The sequence below is a fragment of the Mesorhizobium loti genome (genome assembly GCF_003148495.1).
Taxonomy (GTDB): Bacteria; Pseudomonadota; Alphaproteobacteria; order Rhizobiales; family Rhizobiaceae; genus Mesorhizobium; species Mesorhizobium loti.
The window spans coordinates 845,279-857,563 of record NZ_QGGH01000002.1 but is presented as its reverse complement, the minus strand read 5'-3'; the positions used below and the strand labels follow the sequence as shown (position 1 = coordinate 857,563).

The window sequence follows — 12,285 nt, the reverse complement described above, 5'->3', positions numbered from 1 at the left end:
ACATCAACGCTTCGCAAGACCTTGTGGGCCAGTTGGCCGCACAAGGTCTTGAAACGACGCCCATGAGGGCGCCGTCAAAGCAGTCGAACAGTGGCTCGCCTACCGGGCAGGCAGCGCTCAGGCAGTCGCCTTGCGCTTCGTCGCCTTGGCGACAGTCGCCGGCGCTGCTGCCGGTTTGCGGCCAAGTCCTGTCGACTTTGCCAGCGCCGATCGTGTCGCCGAGTAGTTCGGCGCAACCATCGGATAGTCCGGCGGCAAGCCCCATTTGGCCCGATAGTCGTCCGGGCTCAGGCCGTAGTCGGTCCGCAGATGCCGCTTGAGCGACTTGAACTTCTTTCCGTCCTCAAGGCAGATGATGTAGTCGGGAAACACCGACTTCTTCGGATTGACTGCCGGAACCAGGTTTGGGGTTTCCGCGACAACTGCACCAGCGAGCTTGCGGACCGAAGCACTGACGCTGGCAATCAACTCAGGCAGACCGGAAGCCGGAAGAGGATTGTTGCCTACATAGGCCGAGACAATATCGGCCGTCAGCTCGATAACGGTCTTATCATCGATATTTGACAATTCTTTCACCTTATTTGCGACAAAATCATCCACCCCAGCGAAGACTTGTGTCGATGTATCTCTTTAACCGCGTCCCCCAACGGACCGCCAAGTCTCAAAAGGAATTAAGAATCGGCAAAAGTAGCTTTCATGCGAAATCGGCGCTATGCAAATTAGAAAATCTAATACTTGGAACTTGCAGACTTCGCAGCAGGGCTGTCGGCCAATATCTCCAGAATACGCTTCCAGCGGGCGCAACGCCCGAAATCCTTTTGTTCTATCGCCTTTTCGGCCTTCATCGCGGCGTAAAGCGGCGCCTCAGCGCCAAACTCCTTGATCAGCCAATGCGCTTCCTGAATGGCCAGACGTTCATTTTCGTCAAACATGGCTTTCGGCCTCCGAACGTTCCACACCGACCGCGACGCAACTGCCGATGACGAGGACGGCTCCGACAATGGCCGTCATCGTCATCCGTTCACCGGACAGGGTCAAAAGCAGGGTCGAAGCGATCGGCGTGAGATAGGCGACGACCGCGACCCTGCCACTGCCTTCAAGCTTCAAGGCGCGTGACCAGAAATAATAGCCCAACCCCATCGGACCGGCGCCCAGATAGAGGCCGAGAGCCAGGTCCGTACCGACGGGCCAGGCGAAGCCGTCGCGAACGCACCACAGAAACGTCAAGGCGACGCCGATCAGCGCCGATGGCAGCAACAGACGATCCGGCGAGGTGGCAATCCGTCCCACCATGATCGAATAGAAGGCCATGCACAGTGCGGATCCGAATGCGGTGAGATAGCCGACGAGATCGCCCTGGAGCCAAGACTGGTTACGCCCTCCCGAAATCACCAGTGCAACGCCAATGAAGCCCACCACCGCGGCAAGGCCCAGCACTGCCGGGCGCCGCGGATTCTCCAAGGCGATGACCGCCGCCGCGACCATCAACGGCCAGGTATAGGCCATCAGATTGGCCTCGATCACCGGCATCGAAGCGAAGGCGATGTATTGCAGCACCATGGTGCCGACCAGACCAATGAAACCGACCGCGAGAGAGATGAGCGCGGCCCCGGCCGTGACCGGCGCGGCTCTTTCCCGGCTCATCAGCCGGATGGCGGCGAAGACGAGTGCAGCGCCCGCAAATTGCAGGAACTGCACCTGCGACACCGGGTGGCTGGCCAGCAGGGATTTGCCGACCAGCGCATTGGTCGACCACAATGCAACCGCGCCGGCAGCGAAGACCAGCGCGGATATCGAGCCTGATCCATGCCGAAACAACCGGCATGGGACTCTATTTTGCTGTTCGACCATGATCCTGTCCGGAAACCGGTTCCCACTTTTCGGGATCATGGTTCATTACCATGATTCCCTGGCTCCGCCCGGAACCGACGCATCGACGGGGGCGGGTACCGGATGCTCTGCCTCGAACCGGCGATAGGCTGGCAGCTGGTTGGTCCAGACATCTTCGGCCAGCTCGTTGACCCACTCACGGTCGTGGTCGTTGTCGGCGGCGAGATAGAACATTCTATTATCGTCGACATAGGGTTTGGCCACCGAGCGCTGGTTGAGCACCAGTGTGACGCGCTCGCCGAACCGGATCGGGGCGGTGCGATGCAGGACGCCCAGGAACTGCCCGAGCGTCGCGTAGTTCATCTTGTGATCAATGCGCATGACACGATTGCGCGGGATCTCGCGGCCGGATTCGAGGATGGCGCGGCCGGTTTCCGAGTCATCGCAGAAGATTTCGAGGTGGCCGCCGACCAGCGGGTTGCTGATCGACAGCGGAATGAGTTCGGTGACCGGAACGCCATCGCAATGCCATTCGACGGCGCCGTCCTTCGGATTCATGAAGGTAACCGTCGAGCCGACGATCGACAGCGGATAAGGCTCCAGCTTGGTGCCCATCATGTCGGACAGCCGCTCCAGGCGCAGCTTGTCATGCAGCAATTCCTTGATCTCGGGGATGAAACGGTCGGCCCCGGTGATGAAGGTCAGATCGAGGTGCTTGTGCACGGCGTGGCTGGCCTTGAGTTTCAGAGCAGCCTCCTCGATCGCGGCAAGCAGTGCCGGGTCATAGCCGTGCAGATATTGCGCGACGCCGAAACTCGACACTTTCCAGGCTGTCTCATGGCCGATAATGGCTTCACGGCTCATCGCATAGCGCAGTTCGGGGATTGTATGGGCGTTCATTGTACTTCTCCAGGAGGGGGGCAACACTTGGTGAACAGTCGATTAATTCACCCACCCCTGTAAAATTAGGAATGCTGGTGCTAGTGTAAGCCAAGCTTAAGGTCGAAACCGTGCGTCTGCTCAGTCAGGTCAACCTCAATTCGCTTAAAATCGTGGAGAGTGCTGCGAGGCACGGGAATTTCACGCGTGCCGGCGAAGAACAGTTTATCACCGCTTCAGCGGTCAGTCAGCGCGTGAAAAGTCTTGAGGATCAGCTGCGCTTCAAGATCTTCCAGCGTGGCGGCAATGCGGTGTCGCTGACGCCGGAGGGCGAGACCTATGTCTCGCGCGTTCGCGAGGCGCTGGAGCGAATCGTCGCCGCCAGCATGGAAGCGACCGGGCAATCGCAGGAACATGTGTTGAAGATATCGGTGCTGCCGACCTTCGCGGCACGCTGGCTGTTTCCGCGCCTACCGCTGTTCCAGCGGCAATACCCGGACATCGAGATGCGCGTTTCGACCTCCTACGCGACGCATGAGTTCACAACCTCCGAGTTCGATCTTGAAATCCGCTATGGCGACGGTCACTTTAACGGGCTGCAATCCGATCTGCTGTTTCGGGAAGACCTGACGCCGGTGTGTAGCCGTAAGCTGTTCCGTGAGGTTCTCGGCGACACACCGCCGTCGAAGGTGACACCGGACGACCTCAGGCACTTCACGCTGCTGCATTCCGATACCTGCACGCAGAACTGGCAATCCTGGCTTGGTTTCGCCGGCGCCAGCTTCGTGCTCAGCGAGACCAAAAGCATCTATTTCGATTCGTGCATGATGTCCTATGAGGCGGCCAGTGCCGGGTTGGGGTTTGCCGTGGCCAATCGTGCCTATATGGCCAGCGATATCCGCGCCGAAAGGCTGGTAGCTCCCTTCGACGTGCACCACCCGAATACGGCGGGTTGGTATTTTGTCTCTCCCCCAAAGAGCCTTGCCGCTCGCAAGGTCCAGTTGTTCAAGCAGTGGGTGATGGCGGAAGCGGCTCTGACGCAGTGCCAGCTGGACAGCGAAATCAGCGGCGAGGCTTCGACGGCCGCCTGAATCTCGGGCAAGCATTTGGTTGTCTGCCGAGATTAGACCGGCAAGAAGCAAGTTGAGGCCTGCAGATTGGTGGCCTGATGTAGAGACGATGCTGCAACACAAAATGTAGCGATAGTCCGCGCGGGGCCTTCAAACTTTCGGACTCACAACCGCCGAACGTCGCAGGGATCAGGCGAAAGCCCTGCCCTCTTCGGTGCGCTGGAAGAGCATCAGGTCCAACCCCAGGCTTGGTCGTCCCAGGATGGTCAGAATCGTATGCGCCTGGCCGCGATGGTGGGTCTGGTGGTTGAATACATGATCCAGCGCCGGCGCCAGCCTTTGCGAGACCGTGCGCATGTCCGAGACGGTCATGTAGGTGAAGCGGCCCGTCAACGCCTTCTCGCTGAGGCCGCCGACCCAATCGATGATCCTCCGGTCCTCGGCTTCACGCGCCATCCGCAGACCGGTCAGCCCGCGATGCAGGATAGCGTCCAGCGTCGTCGGCGCGTCGCCCTCGCCGGTGAAGCGCTTCATCCAGATGCGGTCGGCCGTCAGCAGGTGGTTGAGCGTGCCCATCATCGAGCCGAAGAAGGCGCCGACATTGCGATTGAATTCCTCGTCGTCGAGCTCGGCGGCCGCATCGTAGATGCGGCCATTGGCCCATTGATTATAGGCCGCAAACATCATGAAATGCTGTCTCATGGCTTCCCCTCGGCTCGCGTCGATGCGGGGCCTACCTAACCCGCGAGGGGGCCGCCGCCAATGACCATTCTGCTCTATGACCTCGTCGGACGCGACACCACACGTCCGTTCAGCCCGCATTGCTGGAAGGTGGCGATGGCGCTTGCCCACAAGGGGCTCGACACATCAACCGCGCCGACGCGCTTTCTCGAGGTGCCCACTGTCGAGGGCGGCGTTTCGAAAACCATTCCGGTGATCCGCGACGGCGAGACGGTTGTCGCGGATTCCTTCGCCATCGCGCTTTATCTCGATGAAGCCTATCCGGATCGGCCGACGCTGTTTGGCGGTGAAGGCGGCAAGGCGATGGCGCGCTTCATCGAACGCTGGTCGCAACTGACCATCCATCCCTATGTGACCACCGCGGCGATCATGGACCTTCATGCCATGCAGGACGCGGAAAACGCCGTCTATTTCCGCCAGAACCGGGAGCAGCGTCTCGGCAAGCGGCTGGAAGACGTGATGGCAGCCCGAGACGCCGGGCTCGGCACTTTCAGGGCCTCGCTGGAACCCTTGCGTTCAATGCTCTTCTATCAGCCATTCATCGGTGGCGGTTCGCCGCTGTTTGCCGACTATATCGTCTTCGGCGCGCTGCAATGGGCGCGCATAGCCTCGCCTTACCAACTGCTCGACGACGGCGACGTGGTGGCGCAGTGGTTCACCCGCTGCCTCGACCTGCATGGCGGGCTGGGACGAAAGGTGGCCGCAGCAGCGTGACGCCGCAACGCCTGCCCTTGCCGCAAGGCAACACGAGGGCCGTCAATGTCCTGCGGAAAGGTCAGCAGCGAGGAGATAGCTGGGGCCTTACTTGGCCGCCGCCTTCTTTGGCTTGCTGGCCTTCGTGGTAGCCTTTGTTTCCTTGGGGGCGGCTTTTGCCTTGCCGGCGCCAGCTGCCTTCTTGGTTGGCTTTTTGGCTACCTTCCCCGCGGCATCCTCCTGGTCGACATCGGCCGCCGCCTGATGCCAATGGCGCTCATGGTGTCCGGCCGGCTGTCCCTCTTGCAGCCAGATCTGATGCGCGCGGTTGCGAATGCGTTCCTGACGATCGTCTGTCATGGTCATGTTGCTCCATGCGGGCCGACTTCAGCGCGGCGCCGACGCGCGAGTATAGCAAGCAACGCGTTGCTGTGCAGCCTCCGCCTCGCGGACCATCCGGCCCTCCGCTGGCGCTCCGGGCGTTCGTCACTCGGAAAGCCAAGCAATTGGCTTTCCGTCCGCTGCGCGGACCGTTCCTCACCCCTTGGCAATGGGCCGGGCGGCTTGTATAGAGCCCGCCACTCTCAATTCCATTCTCAGACAAGGACGACCCATGGCGCTCGAACGCACATTTTCCATGATCAAGCCGGACGCAACCCGGCGCAACCTCACCGGCGCCATTACCAGGATGCTGGAAGAGGCTGGCCTGCGCGTCATCGCCTCGCGCCGGGTCTGGATGAGCCGCCGCGAAGCTGAAGGCTTCTATGCCGTCCACAAGGATCGCCCGTTCTTCGGCGAGCTGGTGGAGTTCATGTCGTCGGCACCGACAATCGTGCAGGTGCTGGAAGGCGAGAATGCCATTGCGCGTAACCGCGAAGTGATGGGCGCCACCAACCCGGCCAACGCCGCCGAAGGCACCATCCGCAAGGTGCATGCGCTATCGATCGGCGAAAACTCGGTGCACGGCTCCGACGCGCCGGAGACCGCGGCAGAAGAGATCAAGTACTGGTTCTCGGACACCGAGATCGTCGGCTAAGCCGACAGTCCACACCTTGGATCTCGTAAAAAAGGCCGGCGTTTCGCCGGCCTTTTTCATTGACTTGAAACGGATCAGGTCTCGCGCACGAACTGCATGTACCAAGGTAAGACATGGAGCGTATATTGCCGACAATGGAGCGGACCACAGCATGACCAGTGCCATTCCGGGCTTCTTCCAGGGCACAGAGATGCCGAACAGCGGCTGGTGGGAGGCGCTGTGGCCCGACCCCGCCGCCGTGCTTTCGGCAACGGGGATCAAGCCAGGCATGGAGGTGATCGATCTCTGCTGCGGCGACGGCTGGTTCACGCTGCCGATCGCCAGGGTGGTTCGTCATGTCGTGGCCATCGATATCGATGCCGATCTGCTTGAAGCCGCCAGACGCAGGTTGGCCGAAAGCGGCGCGACGAATTGCGACTTTGTCGCGGGAGACGCCTATGAGCTTGCAAGCCTGGTGTCTCGACCCGCCGACTTCATCTTCATGGCCAACGCCTTTCACGGCGTTCCGGACCGGCCGCGTCTGGCGCGCGCGGTGCGGGCGACACTCAGCCCAGGCGGCCGTTTCGCCATCGTCAACTGGCACCAGCGCCCGCGCGAAACAACGATCGTCCAGGGCGAGCCTCGCGGACCTAGGACCGAATTGAGGCTGTCGCCAGAACAGACCATAGCAGCCGCCGAGGCGGGTGGCCTCAGGCTTACCGAACTGGTCGAGGTGCCGCCCTATCACTACGGCGCCGTGTTCGCACCGGCTGAGTGAGAGCATCTGTTCGCTACGGCACCAGCGTGCCGAGATCCGTGGTCAGGCCATGAGCCCGACCATCAAGATGCCTCAGCTTGCAGCGCTAAGGCGCAGGATTTCGCGGCCATCCTTGTCGGCGATGGTGAGCTTGCCGGCATCGACAGTGTATGATGCTGCCTTGGCCAATGCATCGAACAGCGCCTTTTCCTCAGCCATCACCTCCGGCGCGCAGGCCTTGTAGGTCGAGCCGATGTCGCTGATCGCGATCGTTTGGCCATCGACCTTGGCGGTGGCGAAATAGGTGTTGCAGGGGCCGCTGCCGCCTGCCTTGCCGGCCTCGCTGACCCTGAACGTCGCTTGCGGGGCGGTGATGGCACCGATGCCGTCGACATAGTCGACCAGCCAGAGCTGGTCAAAGACGGAAACCGCCGGCTCGGCGCTCGGCGTCACCATCTTCAGCATGATGGTCTGCGGCACGTCGGTCAGCGGATCGACCTGATGGCGCATATCGGAGATGAACAGGAGCTTGTCGTCGACGGTGATGCGGGCTTGCAACGCATAAGTCATCTGCGACCGGATGACGGAAGGGTCGAATTTGATCTCGAAGCTGATCGGCACCTGGCCGGCCGGCTTCACTTTCTGTTCGCCGATAATGGTGGCCGGCGCATCGGCCAGCGACACATCGGCAAGCTGGACAGAGAGCACGGCACTGGGCGGCAAGGCGATGCGCTCGCGATAGATCACCTCGCCTCTCACGGAATTTTCGGCGGCAACAGACAGTTCCGGCACGGCCAATATGCCGACGACCAGAGGCACGAAACCGAAGACGAAGAACTCCGCGATCCTGTCCAGCATGACCATCTCCCTTGCCCCGGGCCGCCAGTGCCCAGGTTGGCCAATGCCCCGGGCTGTCAACGCCCAAGCTGACCAACCGCGCTCAATTGGCCAAAGGATTGCGGTCAATGCATGGCTGCGGCGGTATTTTAGTCTGACGATTTCCAGCGGCCGGCCGCCTCGTCGTCGGCCTCCTTGGCCTCGACCCAACCGCCCTCGGAGCCGTCAGCGCGATGCTCCTTCTTCCAGAAGGGCGCGCGCGATTTCAAATAGTCCATGAGAAAGTTCGCTGCCTCGAACGCCGCGTGGCGATGCGCCGAGGCGGTCACCACCAGCACGATGTTCTCGCCGGGCGCGATCTTGCCATGGCGGTGAATGGCGGTGAGGCCCTGCAGCGGCCAGCGCTCGACCGCCTCGGCAGCGATGCGGGCGATCTCTGCTTCGGCCATGCCGGGATAGTGCTCGAGCTCAAGCGCCGACAAGGTGCCCTGCTCATCCCGGCAAAGGCCGGAGAAAGAAACCACTGCGCCGATATCGGCGCGACCTTGGGTCAGTCTGGCGATCTCGGCGGCGACGTCGAAATCCTGCGCCTGGATGCGCACGACAGGTACGACTGCGCTGGTCATGTCAGCCCCCGGTCATCGGCGGGAACAGCGCAATCTCACGCGCGCCTGCGATCTTCTCGCCGTGCTCTACATGCTCCTGGTTGATGGCGACGCGGATCACGTCGGGATATTGCAGCGCATGCTCGTATTCCTCGCCGCGCGATTTCAGCCAGCGCAGGAGATCGGCGACCGTCTCGACGCCAGCAGGCAGGTCGACGTCTTCCTCAGGCATGCCGATGCGTTCGCGCACCCAGGCAAAATAGATGAGCCGGGTCGTCATCTCATTCGTCCATGATGTGCTTGAGGCCGGCGCGGAAATAATCGTAGCCGGTGTAGAGCGTGACCAGGGCCGCGATCCACAGCAGCACCAGCCCGGTCTGGGTGGTCAGCGGGAAGATCTTGTCGCCGGCAGGCCCGGCCAGCAGGAAGGCGATGGCGACCATCTGGATCGCTGTCTTCCATTTTGCCAGTTGCGTCACCGGCACCGAGACCTTGAGCGCCGCCAGATATTCACGCAGGCCCGAGACGAGGATTTCGCGGCACAGGATGATGATCGCCGCCCACAGCGACCAGCCGGCGATGCCGGCATGACGGTCGGTGTCTGCGGCCAGCAGCAGCAGGCAGGTGGCGACCAGCAGCTTGTCGGCGATCGGGTCAAGCATCTTGCCGATGTTGGAGGTCTGCTGCCAGGCGCGCGCGAGGTAGCCATCCAGATAATCGGTGATCGAGGCGAGCAGGAAGATGATCAGCGCCGACCAGCGAGCGAAGTCGCTCGACTTGAGATGTCCTTCGAGAAAAAAGCACAGCACGACCAGCGGCACCGCGACGATGCGAGCGTAGGTGAGCATATTGGGCAGGTTGAACGCGCGCTTGGCCATATCTAGGGAACTCTTTCTGCCTGCCTACTCAAATCAGAAGCGAATGTGGGGGGTCAACAGGCTAGAATCGATTGGCCAGCCGAAAATACCCGAATCCGTCAGCTCTCATGAAAATGATTGTAGACCAGTTTGGCGACCTGTTCGGAAATGCCGTCGACCTTCCTCAGATCCTCGATGGCCGCGCGGCTGACCGCCTTGGCGGTTCCGAATGCAAGCAGCAGTGCGCGCTTGCGGCCGGGACCGATACCGCTGATCTCGTCGAGCGGGCTCTTGACCATCTCCTTCTTGCGCCGCGCACGGTGCGAGCCAATGGCGAAACGGTGGACCTCGTCGCGCAGACGCTGGACGAAATAGAGCACGGGATCGCGGACCGGCAGAGAAAATGAGTCCCTGCCCCTAACGAAGAAGCGCTCGCGGCCGGCATCGCGGTCCTGGCCCTTGGCGATGCCGATCGCCACCACCCGGTCCTCGATACCGAGATCCGAGAGGATCTTGCGCACCGCCGTCATCTGACCCTGGCCACCGTCGATCAGGATGACGTCGGGCCAGGCCGGGAAGCTGCCGGAGATATCGTCTTCGATATCATCGCCCGCTTCGGCTGCCATCGCCTCGCCTGCCGCCGCATCGCCGGCAACGGCAACATCGCCATGCTCCTTGAGCAGCCGCGAAAACCGCCGCTCCATCACCTCGCGCATCATGCCGAAATCGTCGCCAGGCGTGATCTCGGTCGAGCGGATGTTGAATTTTCTGTACTGGTTTTTGACAAAGCCTTCCGGCCCGGCGACGACCATCGCGCCGACCGCATTGGTGCCCATGATGTGCGAGTTATCATAGACCTCTATGCGCACCGGCGGCTTCGCCAGGCCGAAGGTCTCGGCAAAGCCGGCAAGCAGGCGTCCTTGGGTGGAGGTCTCGGCCAACCGGCGTCCGAGCGCCTCGCGGGCATTCTGCAGGGCGTTGTCGGTCAGGTCCTTCTTCTCGCCACGCTGCGGCACAGAGATCGCGACCTTGCGGCCGGCGCGGGTGGAGAGCGCCTCGGCCAGCAGTTCCTGATCCTCGACGCCATGCGACAGAAGAACGGTCCGCGGCGTCGGCTTGTCGTCATAGAACTGCGCCAGGAACGAACCCAACACCTCGGCTGCTTCCAACGCCGGATCGGCCTTGGGGAAATAAGCACGGTTGCCCCAGTTCTGGCCGGTGCGAAAGAAGAACACCTGGATACAGACCTGGCCGCCTTCCTGGTGGATGGCAAAAACATCAGCCTCGTCGACGGTCGCCGGATTGATGCCCTGGTGGCTCTGCACATGCGACAGAGCCGCAAGCCGATCGCGATAGATCGCGGCCCGCTCGAAATCGAGAGCTTCCGACGCTTGCTGCATCGCGGCCGAGATTTCCGTCTTCACCTTCTGGCTGCGGCCGGACAGAAAGTCCTTCGCCTCGCCGACCAGCTCAGCATAGTCCTGGTGCGAGACCTCTCCGGTGCAGGGGCCGGCGCAGCGCTTGATCTGATAAAGCAGGCACGGCCGCGTGCGGTTCTCGTAAAAAGAGTTGGTGCAACTGCGCAGCAGGAAGGCGCGTTGCAGCGAATTTATGGTGCGGCCGACAGCGCCGGCCGAAGCGAAGGGGCCGAAATAATCGCCTTTGCGCGAGCGTGCGCCGCGATGCTTGTAGATGCCGGGTGAAACATGGTCGCCGGTCAAAAGAATATAGGGAAACGACTTGTCGTCGCGCATCAGCACATTGAATCGCGGCCGCAAGCGCTTGATAAGATTGGCTTCGAGCAGCAGCGCTTCGATCTCGGTGCGGGTGACGACGAACTCCATCGTCGACGTCTCGCGCACCATGCGGCCGATGCGGGTGGTGTGGAAGCGGCCTTGCGCATAGTTGGTGACGCGCTTCTTCAGGCTGCGCGCCTTGCCGACATAGAGCACATCGCCGGCGGCGTTCATCATGCGGTAGACGCCGGGCGCGTTGGGCAGCCGCTTGACCAGCGTCTGGATCACCTCGGCGCCGACCATCCCTTCGGCATCGCCCGCATGCGGCGTCCAGTCGATAGCGGTGAAGGCGACATCGGGACCGGCTGGTTCGACGATCTCCTCGACCGCCTCGTCCTCGAGGTCGATATCGGGGGGCAGATCGTCGGCGCCGCCGCGCGGCTTGTTTTTGTGGTCTACAGGACTCATTCCGTCATGCCTGTCACATCGGGCGTCTGCCACGCAAGATGCTGGCCACCATCAAGCGCAATCATCTGGCCGGTGACCGAGCGTGCTTCCCAGAGATAGCGGATCGTGGCGCCGAATTCCGACAATTCCGGGCCACGCTTGAGGATCAAGCCATCGACTTGGGCGGCAAAATCGCTGTCGTCCTGGCGCGCGTTCTTCAAGGTAGGTCCCGGGCCGATGGCATTGACGCGGATGCGAGGGCCGAGCGATTGCGCCATCATCTGGGTGGCCGTCCACAAAGTCGACTTGGACAGCGCGTAGGAGAAATAGCGCGGCGTCGGCCGCCAGACGCGCTGATCGATCATATTGACGATCAGGCCCACCTGCCCTTCCGGCAACGCGCGGGCGAAATTCTGCGCCAGCAGCGCCGGCGCCTTCACATGAACGGCAAAGTGCCGATCCCAGGCCCGCCAGTCGAAATCCAGAACCGAATCGTCCTCGAACAGCGACGCATTGTTGACCAGCAGCGAGAGCGGTCCGAGCGCTGCTTGCGCCTGGCCGACGAGGTCGCCGACGGCATCCATATCGGTCAGGTCGGCGGCGATCACGGCGGCGCGGCCGCCGCCGGCGTTGATTGCGGCAGCCAACGCGTCGGCCTCCACACGCGAGCGGTTGCAATGGATGGCGACGGCAAAACCGTGAGCGGCGAGATCGTCAACGATTGCCCGACCGATCCGTTTGGCCCCGCCCGTCACCAGCGCCGTGGCTATGCTCATATGGTGTCAATCCTCAATTTCAGCCCGAAAACACGATGCCGG

16 protein-coding genes are annotated in these 12,285 nt (G+C 61.9%); 4 read left to right on the top strand and 12 right to left on the bottom strand.

The features are described from left to right. Positions 1-117 precede the first annotated feature (117 nt). The 4 genes from C8D77_RS12620 to C8D77_RS37595 form a co-directional block, all read right to left on the bottom strand. Positions 118-567: a Ros/MucR family transcriptional regulator gene (locus tag C8D77_RS12620; RefSeq protein WP_109663370.1), complete on the bottom strand. Its 450-nt coding sequence runs from the start codon at positions 565-567 to the stop codon at positions 118-120. A gap of 161 nt (positions 568-728) precedes the next feature. Further along, a complete protein-coding gene (locus tag C8D77_RS12615; RefSeq protein WP_109662914.1) occupies positions 729-932 on the bottom strand; it encodes a hypothetical protein in 204 nt (67 codons plus the stop codon). Continuing rightward, positions 925-1,851, bottom strand: a complete 927-nt coding sequence (locus tag C8D77_RS12610) for a DMT family transporter (protein WP_109663367.1) — start codon at positions 1,849-1,851, stop codon at positions 925-927. Before C8D77_RS12610 ends, C8D77_RS12615 begins: the two co-directional genes overlap by 8 nt. Before the next feature lie 45 nt (positions 1,852-1,896). Next, on the bottom strand, positions 1,897-2,730 hold the full coding sequence (locus tag C8D77_RS37595) for a hypothetical protein (RefSeq protein ID WP_164757705.1): 834 nt from the start codon (positions 2,728-2,730) through the stop codon (positions 1,897-1,899). A 110-nt stretch (positions 2,731-2,840) separates the two neighbouring features. On the opposite strand from C8D77_RS37595, the gene C8D77_RS12595 reads away from it, so the two are divergent. Beyond that, positions 2,841-3,800 carry a LysR substrate-binding domain-containing protein gene (locus C8D77_RS12595; RefSeq protein WP_109662910.1) on the top strand — a complete coding sequence of 320 codons (960 nt, stop codon included), beginning with the start codon at positions 2,841-2,843 and terminating at the stop codon, positions 3,798-3,800. A 168-nt stretch (positions 3,801-3,968) separates the two neighbouring features. On the opposite strand, the gene C8D77_RS12590 is transcribed toward C8D77_RS12595, so the two are convergent. Next, entirely contained in the window at positions 3,969-4,481 is a 513-nt protein-coding gene (locus C8D77_RS12590) for a DinB family protein (protein WP_109662908.1), read from the bottom strand. A 60-nt stretch (positions 4,482-4,541) separates the two neighbouring features. Here C8D77_RS12590 and C8D77_RS12585 point away from each other — a divergent pair, with 60 nt between their 5' ends. Beyond that, positions 4,542-5,234, top strand: coding sequence for a glutathione S-transferase family protein (locus C8D77_RS12585; protein ID WP_109662905.1), 693 nt, complete (start codon positions 4,542-4,544; stop codon positions 5,232-5,234). A gap of 87 nt (positions 5,235-5,321) precedes the next feature. Here C8D77_RS12585 and C8D77_RS12580 read toward each other — a convergent pair whose 3' ends face one another. After that, positions 5,322-5,573, bottom strand: coding sequence for a DUF2934 domain-containing protein (locus C8D77_RS12580; protein WP_245951755.1), 252 nt, complete (start codon positions 5,571-5,573; stop codon positions 5,322-5,324). A 253-nt stretch (positions 5,574-5,826) separates the two neighbouring features. Between C8D77_RS12580 and ndk the strand changes: the two genes are divergently transcribed. Together ndk and C8D77_RS12570 are read left to right on the top strand one after the other, a co-directional pair. Beyond that, positions 5,827-6,249 carry a nucleoside-diphosphate kinase gene (gene ndk / locus C8D77_RS12575; RefSeq protein WP_027048827.1) on the top strand — a complete coding sequence of 141 codons (423 nt, stop codon included), beginning with the start codon at positions 5,827-5,829 and terminating at the stop codon, positions 6,247-6,249. Between the two features lie 151 nt (positions 6,250-6,400). Further along, positions 6,401-7,006, top strand: coding sequence for a class I SAM-dependent methyltransferase (locus C8D77_RS12570; RefSeq protein WP_109662901.1), 606 nt, complete (start codon positions 6,401-6,403; stop codon positions 7,004-7,006). 72 nt (positions 7,007-7,078) lie between these two features. Here the strand turns inward: C8D77_RS12570 and C8D77_RS12565 are convergent, their stop codons facing one another. From C8D77_RS12565 to C8D77_RS12540, 6 genes are all read right to left on the bottom strand, one after another. After that, entirely contained in the window at positions 7,079-7,843 is a 765-nt protein-coding gene (locus C8D77_RS12565; RefSeq protein ID WP_109662899.1) for a YbaY family lipoprotein, read from the bottom strand. A gap of 128 nt (positions 7,844-7,971) precedes the next feature. Further along, a complete protein-coding gene (locus tag C8D77_RS12560) occupies positions 7,972-8,448 on the bottom strand; it encodes a molybdenum cofactor biosynthesis protein MoaE (RefSeq protein WP_109662897.1) in 477 nt (158 codons plus the stop codon). A gap of 1 nt (position 8,449) precedes the next feature. After that, positions 8,450-8,707 carry a molybdopterin converting factor subunit 1 gene (gene moaD / locus C8D77_RS12555; protein ID WP_109662895.1) on the bottom strand — a complete coding sequence of 86 codons (258 nt, stop codon included), beginning with the start codon at positions 8,705-8,707 and terminating at the stop codon, positions 8,450-8,452. A 1-nt stretch (position 8,708) separates the two neighbouring features. Further along, the gene (gene pgsA, locus C8D77_RS12550) at positions 8,709-9,305 is read right to left on the bottom strand and encodes a CDP-diacylglycerol--glycerol-3-phosphate 3-phosphatidyltransferase (RefSeq protein WP_023673449.1); all 597 of its coding nucleotides are present in this window, start codon (positions 9,303-9,305) and stop codon (positions 8,709-8,711) included. Between the two features lie 98 nt (positions 9,306-9,403). Then, positions 9,404-11,488: an excinuclease ABC subunit UvrC gene (gene uvrC / locus C8D77_RS12545; protein ID WP_109662893.1), complete on the bottom strand. Its 2,085-nt coding sequence runs from the start codon at positions 11,486-11,488 to the stop codon at positions 9,404-9,406. Then, complete coding sequence (locus C8D77_RS12540) at positions 11,485-12,243, bottom strand: SDR family oxidoreductase (protein WP_109662891.1); 759 nt, start codon at positions 12,241-12,243, stop codon at positions 11,485-11,487. The genes uvrC and C8D77_RS12540 overlap by 4 nt, the downstream gene beginning before the upstream one ends. Positions 12,244-12,285 lie beyond the last annotated feature (42 nt).